The organism is Streptomyces sp. NPDC058683 (genome assembly GCF_042716195.1).
Lineage (GTDB): Bacteria > Actinomycetota > Actinomycetes > Streptomycetales > Streptomycetaceae > Streptomyces.
In genome coordinates, this window is the sequence record NZ_JBHXSK010000016.1 from 84,167 (window position 1) to 99,692 (window position 15,526).

Sequence of the window (15,526 nt, forward strand, 5' to 3'; positions counted from 1 at the left end):
GGGACCGGGTCAGCCGATGTGGTAGCTGTCCCCGTACACCTTCCAGTCCAGCGGGGTGTTCAGGCACAGGTTGCCGTTGCGCACGAAGACCCGCTGCTCGGTGTCGACCCGGGTGGTGTCGCTGTGGGCCTCCTCCTGCTTCATGGCCCAGACCCGCGCGTCGAGGAAGGCGTTGAGGTAGGTCACCTCGTTGCCGCCCTGCGCCGGCGGCTTCGCGTTGCCGAGGGCGCGCTTGCGTATGTTGCGGAAGCTGGTGGAGTCGTCGCCGTCGCCGTGCATGACGATGGCGTCGTAGTAGGCGAACTGCCCCAGCGTGCCGAGCCCGTCCGTCTTGCCCTGCTGCACGGCGGGGTTGAAGTACACCCGGTCCCGCTCGTCGTTCTGCGCCTGCTGGAACGCCGTGTCCTGGGCGGCCTTGCGCCAGTCCGCGGGGAAGTTCGGGTCGAGGCCGGAGTGCGAGTCGGTTCCGTCGACCCGGCGCAGCGCCGGGAGGTACTTGGCGAGGACGTTGCCGGGCTTGCGGTCGGTGTAGAGCTGTACGAGGTCGAGCATGTCGCCGGTGCCGGAGCAGAATCCGATGATCCCGGCGGTGTAGCCGCGGCCGTCGCCGATGTCCTCGATGTACTTGTACTGCGCCTTCCAGTCGAGCGAGGAGTTCTCCGCGCTCGACACCAGCTTCATGGCGATCTCCTTCTTCGCCGGGTCGTCGAGGCCCACACAGCTCACGGCGGCGGAGGCGGCCGAGGCGTGTGCGGGACGCAGCAGTACGGCGCCGGCCGCGGACGCGCCGAGCAGGGCGAGCAGGGTGCGCCGGGAGGTCGTGGCAGGGGTCGTCGTGGGGTTGTTCGGATGCCTCACGTGGGCTCCAGAAGGTGGTGGGGGGTGGACTGGGATCCACTATTAGGAAGGTTTCCTATCAGAGCTCGCCGGTGATGTGTACCCGTCACGCGGAAAGTTCGTAGAGTCGAACAAGACAGGTACGGACCACTGCGCGGCGGCCGGATCCGCACCGACCAAGTGGTGGAATATTCAACTACCTCGCTCCGTTGACGCCCCCGAAGGAGGTCACGAGTGGACACCACGTACTACGACCAGGGAACTCTCGCCGAACGCTGGGACCGCGCCCAGCTGTTCTTCGACGCCAAGGACTACGCGGGCGCCGCGCGGGTGCTCGCCGGGCTGGTCGAGGAGGTGCCGGAGCAGACCGGACCCCGGCTGCTGCTGGCGCGCGCCTACTACCACTCGGCCCAACTGGGCCGCGCCGAGACCGAGTTGCGCGAGATCGTGGAGCGCGACCCGGTGGAGCACTACGCCCGGCTGATGCTGGGCCGCACGCTCCAGCGGCAGGCCCGGCACGAGGAGGCGGAGCCGCATCTGCGTCTCGCCTCGGCCCTGGCAGGGGATTTCCCGCAGGAGTGAGGAACGGCAGTCGGGCCCTGGGTCTCCCCAGGGCCCTTCCCGTGGTCAGAGCGGGGTGGCCGCACGCAGGATCAGGACGAGAGTGACCGCCGAGTTCGCCGACGACATCGCCGACACGAGGGTGCCCGCGGCCGCGCCCCAGACGGCGAGACCGGCCCCGGTGAACGCCGACGGCCAGCCGCGGGCCGACGGGGCGGGACCGAGCAGCGCGGCGACCCGGCGCGGCACCGGTCCGGTGGCGGCCAACGCGGCCAGGGTCGGGGCCGGGGTGCCCCGCGACAGCAGTGCCGCCCTGCCGATGGCGCGCGCGACCGTGCGCCGGTCCCCCACCGAGCGGGCCGCCGCCTCGTCCGCCCAGCGCTCGGCGGTGTAGGCGACCGCGGTGCGCAGCGGCCGCAGGAAGGGGTTGGCGCGGGCCGCCAGGTGCACGGCGAGCAGGTAGCGGTGGTGCCGGGCGGCGACATGGGCGCGTTCGTGGGCGAACAGGGCCCGGCGCTCACCGGGATCGAGGCCGTCGAGGAGTGCGGTGGTGACGACGATCCGGCCGGGCAGCGCGTAGGCGTAGGGGGTGCGGTCGGGCAGGACGGCCACCTCCCGGCCGGGCAGTCCGGTCAGCGCCCGCCGGGCCAGCCGGGTGACCCGGCGGTGCCGCTGGAGGGCGCGGCCGCACAGCACGGCGACCACGCCGAGCGCGGGGATGGCGGCGCGGCCCGCGATGTCGTCGTGCGGGACCGCGGCCCGTACCTCCGGGTCGGACCAGCCGTCCGGGAGGGGGTTGCCGGGGAGCTGGGCGGTGCCGACCACCATCAGCAGGGCCAGGCAGAGCGTGCTGCACACGGCCATCACCACGGCCACCGCGGTGAGCAGCCGGGTGGCGGCACGCGGATGCAGCCGCCCCTCGGCCAGCCGGGCGACGGGCCAGGCGGTCAGCGGCAGGACCAGTGGCAGGAAGACGAAGACCCCCATGGGCGGTCAGTCTTCCGTACCGCCGTGGTCGGTGTGCGAGGTGTTCCGGCTGTTCACCCGTCCCGGCCCGGCGGCCTCCAGGAGCGCCCGCAGCACCTGCTCGTCGCCGGGCGGCAGCGCGGTGACGAAGCTCGCCAGGACGGCCTCGCGGTCCCGTTCGCCGTCGAGGAGCCGGCGCATCCGCAGGGCGGCGAGCCGGGCCACGTCGGCGGTCGGCGTCCACAGGAAGGCGCGGCCCTGCCGTTCACGGGCGACGACGTCCTTGGCGAGCAGCCGGGTCAGGATGGTCACCACGGTGGTGTAGGCGAGGTCGCCGCCCAGCCGCTCCTGCACCCAGGCGGCGGTGACGGGACCCCCGGCCTCGCGCAGCGCACCGAGCACCTGGCCCTCCAGCTCCCCCTGCCCGCGCCGGGCCCGCACCATAGTCCCGTCTCCCTCGGCGTCGGCGTGTGGTGACACGCGCGTCGGCGTGTCTGACCACGCTACTTCACGCCGCCCCTGCTCCCGTACGTCCGCTGCCCGCGGCGGTGCGCGACCTCGCCGAGCGCGATGTCCACGGCGAGGAACGCGGCGAGCGGGATCCCGAGCAGGGGCACGAAGTAGCCGACCACCGCGATCACCGCCATCGCCGGGACGAGCAGGTACGGCGGGACCTCCGCCCAGGCTCCGCGCGGGATCGGCCGGCCGAAGGAGGAACCGCGGCCGCGCTGCCACCACATGCGGTAGCCCCACAGGATCAGCAGGATCAGGGAGAGCGCGAGCAGCGCCAGGGCAAGCTGGTTGACGATGCCGAAGAGGATGCCGGTGTGCAGGTCGATGCCCCAGCGGGTGAGTTTGGCGAGCACCGGATAGTCGGCGAACCGCAGGACGTCCGTCACCTCGCCGGTGGCCGGGTCGACGGCGACGGAGTCCTGCTTCTCGGGCCAGCTGCGCTGCACCTGCCGGACGACGTAGGCGCTGTTCGCGTCGGCGGGCGGGACGATCTCGATGGGGTTGCCGAGGCCCTCGGCGCGGGCGGCCGCGAGCACCTTGTCCAGGCCCACCCCGTGTTCGGCACCGCCGCCGGTCATGGACGCCATGTCGTGCCCGGCGTGTTCGCCGCCGCTCGCGGCCGCCGAGACGGACGGGGTGGCCTGGCCGAGCGAGGTGCGCAGCTCGTCGATGTTGGCACCGGCGTAGGTGGACCAGGTCAGGCCGGTCGCCGACAGGAAGACGAAACCGGCGGCCGCCCAGACGCCGACGCTGCCGTGCAGGCCGAGGGTGCGCCGCCGCCCGCTGGTGCCGCGCACCTTGCGCAGCGTCCGCCGCCGGGAGAACCACAGCACCAGTCCGCCGCCCGCGATCACCCACAGCCAGCTCGCCGCGAACTCGCTGTAGAGCCGCCCGGTGTCGCCCAGGTGCAGGTCTCGGTGGAGTTCGTCGATCCAGGTGCGCAGCGGCAGCGCACCCGTCGAGCCGTACTGTTCGAGCGCGCCGCGCACCTTCCCGGTGTACGGGTCGACGAACACGGCGAGGGTGTGGTCCGCGCCGACGCCCTTCACCCCCGACAGCAGCACCCTGGTGGTCGCGTCCGCCTCGGGGGCGGGCCGTATCGCGGAGACGGTCCCCTCGGGGTGGGCCTTGCGGGCCGCGGCGACCTGCTCGGAGATCGGCAGCTCGGTGCTGCCCACCGGGACGGTCAGCTCATGGGCGTACACCAGCTTCTCGGCCTGGAAGGAACAGGCGTACAGCAGGCCGGTGGTGGCGGCGACGAGCAGGAAGGGGGCGACCAGGACGCCGGCGTAGAAGTGCAGCCGCAGGACGAGGGGGCGCAACGGGGCCCAGCGGCTCGGGGACGCGGCCGGGACGGTCGGTTGCGGGGCCTCGTCCGACGGGGGTCCCCCCGATCGAGCGGAGCCGGGACTGGGGGAGGTCGAGGGGACGATGGACATCGGGGGCTTCTCCGGGGACTCGTGCGAGAGCGGTGACGGTCCAGTAGTCGGAGGGTGGAGAGGCCGAGTTCCCGGAGAGTGAAGTGACCCGTGTCACATCCCCGGTCATGGCATGCTGGCTCGATGGCATCTCCCAGTGATCGAGCACCTCTTGCCGAGCGGGTCGAGGAACTCCTCGCCGCCGGCGGCCCGTTGCCCATCGTCGCGGCCGGTGACCCGGTCCTGCGGCGCGGAACCGAGCCGTACGACGGCCAGTTGGGGCCCGATCTGCTGGCCCGGTTCGTCGGGGCACTGCGCGACACCATGCACGCCGCACCGGGCGTGGGCCTGGCCGCGCCGCAGGTCGGCGTCCCGCTGCGGCTCGCGGTGATCGAGGACCCGGCGCCGGTACCCGAGGAGATCGCCGTCGCCCGCGGCCGGGTCCCGCAGCCGTTCCGCGTCCTGGTCAACCCGGTCTACGAGCCCGTCGGCGGCGCCCGCGCCGCCTTCTTCGAGGGCTGCCTGAGCGTGCCGGGCTACCAGGCGGTGGTGGCCCGGCACGCCGAGGTACGACTGCTCGGCCAGGACGAGCACGGCCGCGCGGTCGACGAGGTGTTCACGGGGTGGCCGGCCCGGATCGTCCAGCACGAGACCGACCACCTCGACGGCACGCTCTACCTGGACCGCGCGGAGCTGCGCTCGCTGTCGTCGAACGAGGCGATGACGGAGCGATGGCTGCAACCGACCCCGAGGACGGCAGCCGAGGCCCTGGGCTTCGATCTGCCGTGACAACAGCGCCCCGTCAGGGGCGCGGGGCCGTTTCCAGGTGCGGCTACCGCCGCGCCGGCGCGACCAACCACGCCGGCGCCGCAGACAACGGAAGACCGGCAGTCCCCCCGTCGGCCCTCACCCCCGGTACGCCTCCAGCAGCCGCAGCCACACCTCGCTCAACGTCGGATAGGACGGCACCGCATGCCACAGCCGGCTGACCGGCACCTGCCCGGCGACGGCGATCGTCGCCGAGTGGATCAGCTCGCCCACACCCGGCCCCACGAAGGTGACCCCGCGCAGGATCTCCGCGTCCAGGTCGACGACCATGCGGGCGCGGCCCTTGTAGCCGTCGGCGTACAGCCCCGCACCGGCGACCGAGGAGAACTCGACGTCGACGGCGCGCACCCGGTACCCGGCCTGCTCCGCTTCGGCGAGGGAGAGGCCGACCGCCGCCGCCTCCGGTTCGGTGAAGACGACCTGCGGTACGGCGTGGTGGTCGGCGGTGGCCGCATGGGCACCCCAGGGGCCGTCCAGGAGGGGCGTGTCCGAGGCGCGGGCGGCGATGGTGTCGCCCGAGATCCGGGCCTGGTACTTGCCCTGGTGGGTGAGGAGCGCCCGGTGGTTGACGTCCCCGACGGCGTAGAGCCAGTCGGTGCCCTCGACCAGGAGGGTGTCGTCGACGGTGAGCCAGGAGCCGGGTTCCAGGCCGACGGTGTCCAGGCCGATGTCGTCGGTGTGCGGGACGCGCCCGGTGGCGAAGAGGATCTCGTCGGCCTCGATGCGGTCGCCGGCGTCGGTCACGGCGACGACCGTGCCGTTCTCGCGGGTCACCGACGTGACGGAGGTGCCGGTGCGGACGTCGACGCCGGCCTCCTTGAGCGAGTCGGCGACGAATTCGCCGGCGAACGGCTCCATGCGGTTGAGCAGCCCCTTGCCGCGGACCAGCAGGGTGACCCGGGAGCCGAGGGCCTGCCAGGCGGTGGCCATCTCGGTGGCGACGACACCGCCGCCGACGACGATCAGCCGGCCGGGCGCCTCCTGGGCGCTGGTGGCCTCGCGGCTGGTCCAGGGCTTGACCTCGGCGAGTCCGGGCAGGTGGGGCAGCTGGGCGCGGGTGCCGGTGGCGACGGCGACCGCGTGCCGGGCGGTGAGGGTGGTGAGGGTGCCGTCCGGGCCGGTCACGGTGACCGTGCGGGGTCCGGCCAGGCGGCCGTGGCCGCGGTACAGGTCGGCGCTGATGCCGTCGAGCCAGGCGACCTGGCCGTCGTCCTTCCAGTTCGAGGTGAAGTAGTTGCGGCGGGCGAGGACCGCGGGGGTGTCGAGGGGGCCCTGGACCGCCTGGGCGAGGCCGGGCAGGCGGCGGGCGTCCGCCTGGGCGATGACCGGGCGCAGCAGAGCCTTGCTGGGCATGCACGCCCAGTACGAGCATTCGCCGCCGACGAGCTCGCTCTCCACGACCGCGGTGGAGAGGCCGGCCGCACGGGTGCGGTCGGCGACGTTCTCCCCCACGGGCCCGGCACCGAGCACCACGACGTCGTAAGCGATGGATTCCGTTTCCGTCATGTGGTCAGTCTTGCGGGTGGTGTGCGCCGGGGCCACACGGGTACGTGCTCGGAATACCCACCCGGTCGGACGTGTTGTGCGGACGGCTCGTCCCGGAGCGGGGCGCCCCCCACATCAGGAAGAGGGAAACACGCATGAGCAGCACCGTGGAACTCACCAAGGAGAACTTCGACCAGATGGTCTCCGAGAACGAGTTCGTTCTCATCGACTTCTGGGCGTCGTGGTGCGGCCCGTGCCGTATGTTCGCCCCGGTCTACGAGAAGGCCGCGCAGGACAACCCGGACCTGGTCTTCGCCAAGGTCGACACCGAGGCGCAGCCGGAGCTGGCCGCGGCCTTCGACATCCAGTCGATCCCGACGCTGATGATCGTCCGCGACCAGGTCGCCGTCTTCGCCCAGCCGGGCGCCCTCCCGGAGGCCGCCCTGACGGACGTCATCGGGCAGGCCCGCAAGCTGGACATGGACGAGGTGCGCAAGAGCATCGCCGCGCAGCAGGGCAGCGCGCAGAGCGAGTGACGGCCTACCGCCCGGGTGACAAGCTCCCGCCTGAGCAACATCGCATAGCCGCAGTTAGACCCTCTAACTGCGGCTATATCTTTAAGAGGGATCCCCGTAGGCAACGGCCCGCCGTGCGCCGGCCGGCTGCGGCCAGGTGAGGCGTGCCATCTCCTCCTGCGAGAGGCGCAGCGCGCCGGCCGCCATGTTCTGCGCGAGGTGGTCCGGATCACCGGTCCCCGGGATCGCCAGCACGTGCGGCCCCTGCTGCAGGGTCCAGGCCAGCCGGACCTGCGCTGTGGACACACCGTGCGCGCGGGCGACGGCGCACACCGCCTCGCTGTCACCGGCGACCGGCCCCGCCTCGCGCCCGGGACCGGCGATCGCGAAGAACGGGACGAAGGCGAGGCCGAGTTCACCGCAGCGCCGCAGGAGTGCCCGTTCCTCGCTCGCCGCACCGATCCCGTACAGGTTCTGCACGCAGACGACCGGGGCGATGGCCTGGGCCTCGGTGAGCTGCTCGGACGTGACGTTGGAGATGCCGAGGTGGCGGATCAGCCCGGCATCGCGCAGCTCCGCCAGCACGCCGAAGTGCTCGCCGATCGAGCCGGTCCGCCCGCTCGGTGGCACGCGCAGGTTCACCACGTCCAGGTGATCGCGGCCGAGTTGGCGCAGGTTCTCCTCGACCTGGCCGCGCAGTTGGGCCGGAGACGCCCACCACCACGCGCCCGAGGGATCGCGGCCCGGCCACACCTTGGTGCTGATGACCAGTTCCTCCGGGTACGGCGCCAGCGCCCGGTTGATCAGCTCGTTGGCGGAGCGCGTCGCCGAGAAGTAGAACGCGGCGGTGTCGATATGGTTCACGCCGAGCTCGACCGCCCGCCGGAGCACGCCGATCGACCGGTCGCGGTCCCGCGGCACGCCGTGGTCGAAGGGCGCGGTACCCGTCAGGCGCATCGCCCCGAACCCGACGCGGTTGACGGTCAGGTCACCGAGCTGCCAAGTACCCGCGGGTGCCGCGGTGTTCGTGCGTGGGCTCATGACATGGATCTCCTCTGGCGGACGGGGAACGGGGACCCGACGGGCGGGCGCGGCGCGTACGGGCCGCCCGGCGGGGCGAGCACCTCGAAGCGGGTCGGCCGGCGCCGGGGCGGGCGGCATGAAAAAAGCCTCCCTGGGGGATCGGAATCCGCACCAGGAAGGCTCGCGTGATGATCGGCATTCTAGCAGCAGGGCGAAGAACGCCCTGGCTCGGTCCACTCGATCCGGCGCGGCTCAGAAGGGGTAGGGCGCCACGTCCCCGCGCACGGTCGTCCACCGCACGTCCGTGAACGCCTCCAGGTTGGACTCGCCGCCGAACCGTGCCCCGGTGCCGGAGGCGGCGACTCCGCCGAAGGGGGCCACGGCCTCGTCGTTCACGGTCTGGTCGTTGATGTGGACGATGCCGGTCGGGATGCGTTCGGCGAGGTCCAGGCCGCGTGCCGCGTCCCGGGTGACGATGCCGAGGGAGAGGCCGTAGGAGCTGTCGGCCGCGAGGGCGGCGGCCTCGTCGGCGTCGGCGAAGGCGCGGACGGGCGCGACCGGCCCGAAGACCTCCTCGGCGTAGGCGGGGGTGCGGTCGTCGACGCCGGCGAGGACCGTGGGCCGGTAGAAGAGGTTCTCGTGGGTGCCGCCGGCGACGAGTCTCGCGCCCTGGGCGGTGCTCGCCTCCACCAGGCCGTGGATCTTGGCGAGTTGAGCGTCGTCGATGATCGGTCCGAGGTGGACCTGCTCGCGGTGCGGGTCTCCGACAGCTAGGGAGTCGGCCTTGGCGGCGAGGCGTTCGACGTACTCCTCGACCAGGGAACTGTGGACCAGGTGCCGTCCGGTGGTCATGCAGATCTGACCCTGGTGGAAGAAGGATCCCCAGGCGGCGGTGGAGATCACCGCGTCGAGGTCGGCGTCCTCCAGGACGATCAGGGCGGAGTTGCCGCCGAGTTCGAGGTGGGCGCGCTTCAGACGGCGGCCGGCTGCCTCGCCGACCGCGCGGCCGGCGGCCGTCGATCCGGTGAAGGAGATGACCGGCACCCGCGGGTCCTCGACCAGCGTCGCACCGACGCCGGCCGCGCCGGGCAGCACCTGCAGCAGTCCCTCCGGCAGCCCGGCCTCGGCGAACACCGCGGCAAGGGAGAGCCCGCCGCAGACGGCGGTGCGCGGATCCGGCTTCAGGACCACCCCGTTGCCCAGCGCGAGGGCGGGCGCCACGGACCGGATGGACAGGATCAGCGGCGCGTTGAACGGCGCGATCACCCCGACCACACCGACCGGGACCCGGCGGGTGTACGACAGCCGGGGCGCCTCGCTGGGCAGCACCTGACCCGCCGGACGGGAGGCCAGGGCGGCGGCCTCGTAGCACTCCTGGGCGGCGACGTGCAGCTCGAAGTCCGCCTTGCCGGGTACGGAGCCGGACTCGCGGACGATCCACTCGCGCAGTTCGTCGGCGTGCTCCGTGAACAAGTCGCCCGCGCGGCGCAGGACTTGGGCCCGCACGAAGTGCGGTGCGCGGGCCCAGTCGCGTTGCGCGGCGCGGGCTGCCGCGGCGGCTGGGGAGACGTCGGCGGGGGCGGCCAGGGTGACCGTGCCGAGCGTGTCGCCGGTGGCGGGCTCGGTGACGGCGTACTGCGGGCCGGACAGGGCGCTCGCCTGCCAGGTCTTCGGTTCGAGCAGCGGCATGACGGCTCTCCGATCGATCACCGGGGTTGCGCGGCCCACGGCGCCCGTGAGCCGTTTTGTTGAGCACGCAACATCCTAGTCAGGAGGCCCGGAAAAGCACCGCCCCGACCCGGGTGGGCCATCAGCTGGACTCGCGCCGTACCACCGAGGCGCCGAGCACGTTGTGTGTCTCCGGCGCGCCGCCCGGGTCGCGCACCACACGGTCGACCAGTTCGGCGAGGTCACGGCCGGAGGGCAGTTCGATACGGATCGTGGAGAGCCTGGGCCGCAGCAGCCGGCCGAGCATCAGGTCGTCGGCGCCGACCACGGCGGTGTCCTCGGGAACGCGTACGCCCTCGTCCTGGAGGGCGCGCATTAAGAGCATCGCGTACTCGTCGTTGTACGCGAACACCGAGTCGATCTCCGACTCCCGCCAGCGCGCCGCGAGTCGGGCGGCCGACTCCTCCGTGTAGCCGAGGGACAGCTCGGTCACCGTGGCGTCGGTGCCGTACAGGGCCCGGCGGACGCCTTCGAGGCGGGGCCGGGAGTAGGTCTCCAGGCCGGTCTCCTCGGGGACGACGACGCCGATACGGCGCCGGCCGCGGGCGTACAGATGCGCACCGGCGCAGCGGCCGACGGTGTCATGGTCCATCAGCAGGGCGTGCGCACCGTCGACCCGCTCGGGGCCGAGGGTGACCACGGCACGGGCGCCGGCCCGTTTGAGGACGGCGACGCCCTCGGTACCGAGTCCGGCACCCGGGACCAGCACGGCGACCGGCCTCAACTCGGCCCAGGCGCGGGCGGCTTCGTCACCGCGCAGGCCCGCGGTCCCGTACTGGACGACCGTGTAGTCGAGGCGGCTGAGGGCCCACTGGAGGTCGGTGATGAACTGGCCGTACAGCGGACCCATCGGGATGGCCGGGGCGGGCATCAGGACCATCCGGCTGTGGCCGGCGCGCAGGCTGCGGGCGGCCGCGTGGGGCACGTACCCGAGTTCCTTCGCGGCCTCGTGGACCCGGCGGCGGGTGGGCTCGCTGATCCGTACGGCACTGGTGTTGTTGAGGACGTAGGAGACGGTCGCGCGGGAGACGCCGGCCAGACGGGCCACATCGGCGCTCGTGGGGACCGAGCGCGGAGTCGGCGACGCTGCCGAGGGCGTTTTCGGTATCTGCACCATGACGTACGGCATCTTGGCAGAAGGCCGGGGAGGGGGGAGCGGCGGGGCAAGGTGGTTCACCGTTGGACGAATTGGGCCCACCGCGCGACACCGCACACCGCGCCACGCACCACACCGCACACCGCGCCACTCGCCACGCCTGCGTCACACCATCGGACGAACATGTTCGTCACGTACTTGTTCGCAACGAACATGTTCGTTACAGTCGAGACATGCCAGCAACCCCCCCCTCCCGCCGGGAGCGTCCCGCCAAGCCCGCCCTGACCAGGGAGGGCATCGTCGGCGCCGCCGTGGAGGTCCTGCGCGCCGAGGGCCTGCAGAAGGTCACCATGCGGCGCCTCGCCCAGGAGCTCGACACCGGCCCGGCCTCGCTGTACGTCTACGTCCGCAACACCGCCGAGCTGCACGCGGCGGTCCTGGACGAGCTGCTCGGCACCGTGGGCCCGGCCCCGGCCGAAGGCGACTGGCGGGAGCGGCTGGAGCGGGTGCTGGTCGCCTACACCGAGATGCTCCTGGAGCATCCGAGCCTGGCCCGCTCCGCGCTGACCGCGCGGCCGCACGGTCCGCACTACCTGAACCTGATCGAGACCCTGCTGGGCCTGCTCGCCGAGGGCGGGGTGCCGCGCGAGCGGGCCGCCTGGGGCGTCGACCTGCTGCTCCAGCACGCCACCTCGACCGCAGCCGAGCACGCGGGCACGGAGTCCCAGGAGGAGTGGGACACCCTCGCGCGGACCCTGCGCGAGGCGTCGGACCGCACGCACCCGCACATCGCCGCCGCCTCCGGCGAACTCTTGTCGGGCGCCCCGGAGGCCCGCGTCTCCTGGGCGTTCCAGGCACTCGTCAACGGCATCCAGCACACCGCCGTACCCGACTGACTTCCACCACCGCCGCACCCGGCCGACTTCCACAGGAGACCCCCATGTCCACTCCCCACCACCCCATCGCGATCGTCGGCGCCGGCCTGGGCGGGCTCACGCTCGCCCGGGTGCTCCAGATGCACGGCGTCGAGGCGGCCGTGTTCGACCTCGACGCCTCCGCCACCGCCCGCACCCAGGGCGGCATGCTCGACATCCACGACGACTCCGGCCAGGTGGCGCTGCGCGCGGCCGGGCTCCACGACGGGTTCCTGGCCCATGTGCACGCGGGCGGCCAGGCGACCCGGGTGCTGGACCGGGAGGCGCGGGTCCGCCTCGAAACGCCCGACGACGCCGACGGCGGGCGGCCGGAGATCGACCGGGGCGATCTGCGCCGGCTGCTGCTCGACTCGCTGGCCGAGGGCGTGATCCGCTGGGGCACGAAGATCACCGGCGCCCGTCCGCTCGGCGACGGCCGTCACGAGGTGACCCTTGAGGACGGCGGCTCCTTCACGACCGATCTGCTGGTCGGCGCGGACGGCGCCTGGTCACGGGTGCGCCCGCTGCTCTCGGACGCGTCGCCCGCGTACACCGGGATCTCGTTCGTGGAGGCGGATCTGCCGGACGCGGACGTACGGCACCCGGTGAGCGCCGAGGTCGTCGGCGGCGGCTCGCTGTTCGCGCTCGGCGCGGGCCGGGGCTTCCTCGCCCACCGGGAGAGCGACGGCAGCCTGCATGTGTACACGGCGGTGGAGGCGCCCGAGGAGTGGCTGGACGGGATCGACTTCACCGACGCCGAGACCGCCAAGCAGACCGTCCTCCAGCACTTCGACGGGTGGGACAAGAGCCTGCGAACGCTGGTCGCGGACGCCGAGGGCACCCTGGTGCCCCGGCGGATCCACGCCCTGCCGGTGGGCCACCGCTGGGACCGGGTGCCCGGTGTCACCCTGCTCGGTGACGCGGCCCACCTGATGTCACCGTTCGCCGGCGAGGGCGCCAATCTGGCGCTGATCGACGGCGCCGACCTGGGCCTCGCGCTGGTCGCGCATCTCGGCAACACCGAGGCCGCCCTGGCCGCCTACGAGGAGCGGATGTTCGCGCGCGCCGAGCGGTCCGCGGCGGAGTCCGCCCAGAGCGGCGCCCTGCTGTTCCGCGCCGACGCACCGCAGGGCCTGGTCGACATGTTCACCGCCCACGGGGCGGACGTCAGCGGGGCGGCTCCGTCCGCGTGACCCGCGCCACCAGGTCGATCCAGCCCGCCTCCAGGCGCTCCATCGGCATCCCGCACTGCCTGGTCAGATGATGGACCAGGGCCGGGTCGAGGTACGCCAGCAGCGTATGAGCGAGCAGTTCGCAGTCGGCCTCCGGCTCGATCCGCCGCAGCAGCATCGTGACGTGCGTGCGCAGCGCCTGCATGGGCGGGTTGGCGTGGCGCCGGGTGGGCTCGGGCTGGGCGGCCAGCTGGAGGTCGAGCTGCTCGGCCGCGCGGTACAGCACCGCGACACCGAACGCGCGCAGCCGCTCGACCGGCGGGGCGCCGGGACCCAGCGGCGGCGGCCCGCCCAGGAAGTCGGCCTGGAGCCGGCGCGAGGAGTGGTCGAGCAGCGCCATCAGCAGTCCGGTGCGGTCGCCGAAACGGCGGAAGACCGTGCCCTTGCCCACCTCGGCCGCCACGGCCACCGCCTCCATGGTGACGCCGGCCACGCCGTGCTCGGCGATCAGCCGAGCGGCGGCCTCCAGCAGCCGGGCACGGTTGCGCGCCGCGTCGGCGCGCAGGCACGGCTCTTCGGGGGCGGGCCCCACATCGAGCAACTGCGGTGTGTCGAAGGGCTCCTGGGGCTGCGGGAAGGGCGGCAGGACGCTGGACATGAAGACAGCGTAAAGCATCGGGAACAGAACTGGACCGCGGTCCGTTTGGGATGTTAGAAATTAAGCGGACCCCGGTCCGGATTCGTAACAGCAGTGTTTCAGCCCCCTTGGAGTTCCCCCATGTCTGTCCGCATCCTTGCGCTCGTCGGCAGCCTTCGCGCCGGTTCGCACAACCGCCAGCTCGCCGAGGCGGCCGTCAAGCTCGCCCCCGAGGGTGCCGAGGTCGAGGTCTTCGAGGGCCTGGCCGACATCCCCTTCTACAACGAGGACATCGACGTCGAGGGCAGCGTCCCGGCCGCCGCCGCGAAGCTGCGCGAGGCCGCCCAGGCCGCCGACGCGTTCCTGTTCTTCTCCCCCGAGTACAACGGCACGATCCCGGCCGTCCTGAAGAACGCCATCGACTGGCTGTCCCGCCCCTACGGCGCCAGCGGCTTCGGCGGCAAGCCGGTCGCCGTCATCGGCACCGCCTTCGGCCAGTACGGCGGCGTGTGGGCGCAGGACGAGGCCCGCAAGGCCGTCGGCATCGCCGGCGGCAAGGTGATCGAGGACATCAAGCTGTCGATCCCCGGCTCGGTGACCCGCTTCGCCGAGACCCACCCGGCCGACGACACCGAGGTCGCCGCCCAGCTGACCGAGGTCGTCGCGCGTCTGCACGGCAACGTGGGCATCGCCGCCTGAGGCACCGCCTGACGAAGGGGCCGGGGCTCGGTGAGCCCCGGCCCCTTCACGTCTCGTTCGATCGCATCTCAGTCGATCGCGGCGAGGCGCTGGACGGCCGGGGCCACGAAACTCTCCATCCACCCCGAGGTCTCCCCCAGGCGCGGGCCGACGATGACGGTGTCGACGCCGAGCTTGGCGTACCCCTCGATGTCCCGGGTGAAGGCGTCCAGGTCTCCGTCGGTGGCCGAGTCCCCGGTGTACGCGATGGTCTTGCGGATGGTGTCGTAGTCGCGCCCGACGGTGTCGCAGTGCCCGCGCAGCACCTCCAGCTTGTGCCGCAGTTCCTCGGCGGAGGCCGGGATGAGGTTGCAGGCGTCCGCGTACTGGGCGACCAGCCGCAGGGTCTTCTTCTCACCCCCGCCGCCGATCATGATCTCCGGGTGCGGCGAGCTGACCGGCGCCGGATTGCAGAGCGTCTCGGCGAGCCGGTAGTGCTTGCCCTCGAAGGGGCCGTTGTTCTCCGGGTCCCACATCTGCAGGCAGATCCGCAGGGTCTCCTCCAGCCGCTCGAAGCGCTCGGCGAGCGGCGGGTAGGGGACGCCGAGACCGTGGTGCTCACGGTCGTACCAGGCGGCCCCGATGCCCAGCGTGGCCCGGCCGCCCGACACCACGTCGAGGGTGGTGGCGATCTTGGCGAGAAGTCCGGGGTGCCGGTAGGTCACGCCGGTGACCAGGGCGCCGAGCTGGACGGTGGAGGTGCGGCCGGCGAGGTAGCCGAGAGTGGTGTAGGCCTCCAGCATGGGGTCCTCGGCGCCGCCGTTGAACTCCATCTGGAAGTAGTGGTCCATCACCGAGACCCAGCTGACGCCCGCCGCCTCGGCCGCGGCACCGGCGGCGGCGAGTTCGGCGCCCAGTGCGGGGCCGCCGCCAGGATGGTTGAACCGGTTGATGTGCACGCCCACGCGCATGGCCGTTCTCCGTTCCGCCCGGATCGTCTTCTGTCCGTCCGACGCTAGAACTTCGAGCGCTCTCGAAGTCAAGGTTCGGACGCCGCCGGATCGGGGTCATGACCCGTCTGCCGTCCTCGAGGATCCCCAGCCGGGTGCCGCGGCAGCGGTCGACCACCCCGAAGCGCCGCTCGACCGCCGGATT

At 72.7% G+C, this 15,526-nt stretch carries 16 protein-coding genes; 6 read left to right on the forward strand and 10 right to left on the reverse strand.

Annotation, left to right across the window (positions count from 1 at the left end; all coding sequences use genetic code 11):
* Positions 1-9: 9 nt before the first annotated feature.
* A complete protein-coding gene (locus tag ACFWXC_RS19295; protein ID WP_384480168.1) occupies positions 10-858 on the reverse strand; it encodes a chitosanase in 849 nt (282 codons plus the stop codon).
* Between the two features lie 213 nt (positions 859-1,071).
* Here ACFWXC_RS19295 and ACFWXC_RS19300 point away from each other — a divergent pair, with 213 nt between their 5' ends.
* Complete coding sequence (locus ACFWXC_RS19300; RefSeq protein ID WP_384480170.1) at positions 1,072-1,419, forward strand: tetratricopeptide repeat protein; 348 nt, start codon at positions 1,072-1,074, stop codon at positions 1,417-1,419.
* A 45-nt stretch (positions 1,420-1,464) separates the two neighbouring features.
* On the opposite strand, the gene ACFWXC_RS19305 is transcribed toward ACFWXC_RS19300, so the two are convergent.
* From ACFWXC_RS19305 to ACFWXC_RS19315, 3 genes are read right to left on the reverse strand one after another with little or no spacing between them, the layout of a single operon-like run.
* The gene (locus ACFWXC_RS19305) at positions 1,465-2,385 is read right to left on the reverse strand and encodes a M56 family metallopeptidase (RefSeq protein ID WP_384480172.1); all 921 of its coding nucleotides are present in this window, start codon (positions 2,383-2,385) and stop codon (positions 1,465-1,467) included.
* Between the two features lie 6 nt (positions 2,386-2,391).
* Complete coding sequence (locus ACFWXC_RS19310) at positions 2,392-2,808, reverse strand: BlaI/MecI/CopY family transcriptional regulator (protein WP_384480174.1); 417 nt, start codon at positions 2,806-2,808, stop codon at positions 2,392-2,394.
* A gap of 59 nt (positions 2,809-2,867) precedes the next feature.
* Positions 2,868-4,316: a PepSY-associated TM helix domain-containing protein gene (locus ACFWXC_RS19315; protein WP_384480176.1), complete on the reverse strand. Its 1,449-nt coding sequence runs from the start codon at positions 4,314-4,316 to the stop codon at positions 2,868-2,870.
* Positions 4,317-4,439: 123 nt separating this feature from the next.
* Here ACFWXC_RS19315 and ACFWXC_RS19320 point away from each other — a divergent pair, with 123 nt between their 5' ends.
* Positions 4,440-5,084 (forward strand): peptide deformylase, encoded by a 645-nt coding sequence (locus ACFWXC_RS19320; RefSeq protein WP_384480178.1) that lies wholly within the window; start codon positions 4,440-4,442, stop codon positions 5,082-5,084.
* A gap of 117 nt (positions 5,085-5,201) precedes the next feature.
* Here ACFWXC_RS19320 and ACFWXC_RS19325 read toward each other — a convergent pair whose 3' ends face one another.
* A complete protein-coding gene (locus ACFWXC_RS19325) occupies positions 5,202-6,629 on the reverse strand; it encodes a dihydrolipoyl dehydrogenase family protein (protein ID WP_384480180.1) in 1,428 nt (475 codons plus the stop codon).
* A 134-nt stretch (positions 6,630-6,763) separates the two neighbouring features.
* On the opposite strand from ACFWXC_RS19325, the gene trxA reads away from it, so the two are divergent.
* Positions 6,764-7,144 (forward strand): thioredoxin, encoded by a 381-nt coding sequence (gene trxA, locus ACFWXC_RS19330; RefSeq protein ID WP_384480182.1) that lies wholly within the window; start codon positions 6,764-6,766, stop codon positions 7,142-7,144.
* Positions 7,145-7,225: 81 nt separating this feature from the next.
* Here trxA and ACFWXC_RS19335 read toward each other — a convergent pair whose 3' ends face one another.
* The 3 genes from ACFWXC_RS19335 to ACFWXC_RS19345 all read right to left on the reverse strand — a co-directional run bounded on the left by ACFWXC_RS19335 (position 7,226) and on the right by ACFWXC_RS19345 (position 11,003).
* Positions 7,226-8,164, reverse strand: a complete 939-nt coding sequence (locus ACFWXC_RS19335; RefSeq protein ID WP_384480184.1) for an aldo/keto reductase — start codon at positions 8,162-8,164, stop codon at positions 7,226-7,228.
* 234 nt (positions 8,165-8,398) lie between these two features.
* Positions 8,399-9,835, reverse strand: a complete 1,437-nt coding sequence (locus ACFWXC_RS19340; RefSeq protein ID WP_384480186.1) for an aldehyde dehydrogenase family protein — start codon at positions 9,833-9,835, stop codon at positions 8,399-8,401.
* Between the two features lie 121 nt (positions 9,836-9,956).
* Entirely contained in the window at positions 9,957-11,003 is a 1,047-nt protein-coding gene (locus tag ACFWXC_RS19345; protein WP_384480188.1) for a LacI family DNA-binding transcriptional regulator, read from the reverse strand.
* 200 nt (positions 11,004-11,203) lie between these two features.
* Here ACFWXC_RS19345 and ACFWXC_RS19350 point away from each other — a divergent pair, with 200 nt between their 5' ends.
* Positions 11,204-11,866, forward strand: a complete 663-nt coding sequence (locus ACFWXC_RS19350) for a TetR/AcrR family transcriptional regulator (RefSeq protein ID WP_384480190.1) — start codon at positions 11,204-11,206, stop codon at positions 11,864-11,866.
* A 44-nt stretch (positions 11,867-11,910) separates the two neighbouring features.
* The gene (locus ACFWXC_RS19355) at positions 11,911-13,077 is read left to right on the forward strand and encodes an FAD-dependent oxidoreductase (RefSeq protein WP_384480192.1); all 1,167 of its coding nucleotides are present in this window, start codon (positions 11,911-11,913) and stop codon (positions 13,075-13,077) included.
* Here the strand turns inward: ACFWXC_RS19355 and ACFWXC_RS19360 are convergent.
* A complete protein-coding gene (locus ACFWXC_RS19360; RefSeq protein ID WP_384480194.1) occupies positions 13,052-13,732 on the reverse strand; it encodes a TetR/AcrR family transcriptional regulator in 681 nt (226 codons plus the stop codon). The two genes, ACFWXC_RS19355 and ACFWXC_RS19360, sit on opposite strands and share 26 nt — an antisense overlap.
* A 102-nt stretch (positions 13,733-13,834) precedes the next feature.
* Here ACFWXC_RS19360 and ACFWXC_RS19365 point away from each other — a divergent pair, with 102 nt between their 5' ends.
* Positions 13,835-14,392 carry an NAD(P)H-dependent oxidoreductase gene (locus ACFWXC_RS19365; RefSeq protein ID WP_384480196.1) on the forward strand — a complete coding sequence of 186 codons (558 nt, stop codon included), beginning with the start codon at positions 13,835-13,837 and terminating at the stop codon, positions 14,390-14,392.
* A gap of 68 nt (positions 14,393-14,460) precedes the next feature.
* Here ACFWXC_RS19365 and ACFWXC_RS19370 read toward each other — a convergent pair whose 3' ends face one another.
* Positions 14,461-15,342, reverse strand: a complete 882-nt coding sequence (locus tag ACFWXC_RS19370) for an LLM class F420-dependent oxidoreductase (RefSeq protein ID WP_384480198.1) — start codon at positions 15,340-15,342, stop codon at positions 14,461-14,463.
* Positions 15,343-15,526: the final 184 nt, after the last annotated feature.

Coding starts and splice junctions, on each gene's coding strand:
- ACFWXC_RS19305 (WP_384480172.1), bottom strand. CDS start 2,385: ATGGGGGTCTTCGTCTTCCTGCCACTGGTCCTGCCGCTGACCGCCTGG.
- ACFWXC_RS19310 (WP_384480174.1), bottom strand. CDS start 2,808: ATGGTGCGGGCCCGGCGCGGGCAGGGGGAGCTGGAGGGCCAGGTGCTC.
- ACFWXC_RS19315 (WP_384480176.1), bottom strand. CDS start 4,316: ATGTCCATCGTCCCCTCGACCTCCCCCAGTCCCGGCTCCGCTCGATCG.
- ACFWXC_RS19320 (WP_384480178.1), top strand. CDS start 4,440: ATGGCATCTCCCAGTGATCGAGCACCTCTTGCCGAGCGGGTCGAGGAA.
- ACFWXC_RS19325 (WP_384480180.1), bottom strand. CDS start 6,629: ATGACGGAAACGGAATCCATCGCTTACGACGTCGTGGTGCTCGGTGCC.
- trxA (WP_384480182.1), top strand. CDS start 6,764: ATGAGCAGCACCGTGGAACTCACCAAGGAGAACTTCGACCAGATGGTC.
- ACFWXC_RS19335 (WP_384480184.1), bottom strand. CDS start 8,164: ATGAGCCCACGCACGAACACCGCGGCACCCGCGGGTACTTGGCAGCTC.
- ACFWXC_RS19340 (WP_384480186.1), bottom strand. CDS start 9,835: ATGCCGCTGCTCGAACCGAAGACCTGGCAGGCGAGCGCCCTGTCCGGC.
- ACFWXC_RS19345 (WP_384480188.1), bottom strand. CDS start 11,003: ATGCCGTACGTCATGGTGCAGATACCGAAAACGCCCTCGGCAGCGTCG.
- ACFWXC_RS19350 (WP_384480190.1), top strand. CDS start 11,204: ATGCCAGCAACCCCCCCCTCCCGCCGGGAGCGTCCCGCCAAGCCCGCC.
- ACFWXC_RS19355 (WP_384480192.1), top strand. CDS start 11,911: ATGTCCACTCCCCACCACCCCATCGCGATCGTCGGCGCCGGCCTGGGC.
- ACFWXC_RS19360 (WP_384480194.1), bottom strand. CDS start 13,732: ATGCTTTACGCTGTCTTCATGTCCAGCGTCCTGCCGCCCTTCCCGCAG.
- ACFWXC_RS19365 (WP_384480196.1), top strand. CDS start 13,835: ATGTCTGTCCGCATCCTTGCGCTCGTCGGCAGCCTTCGCGCCGGTTCG.
- ACFWXC_RS19370 (WP_384480198.1), bottom strand. CDS start 15,342: ATGCGCGTGGGCGTGCACATCAACCGGTTCAACCATCCTGGCGGCGGC.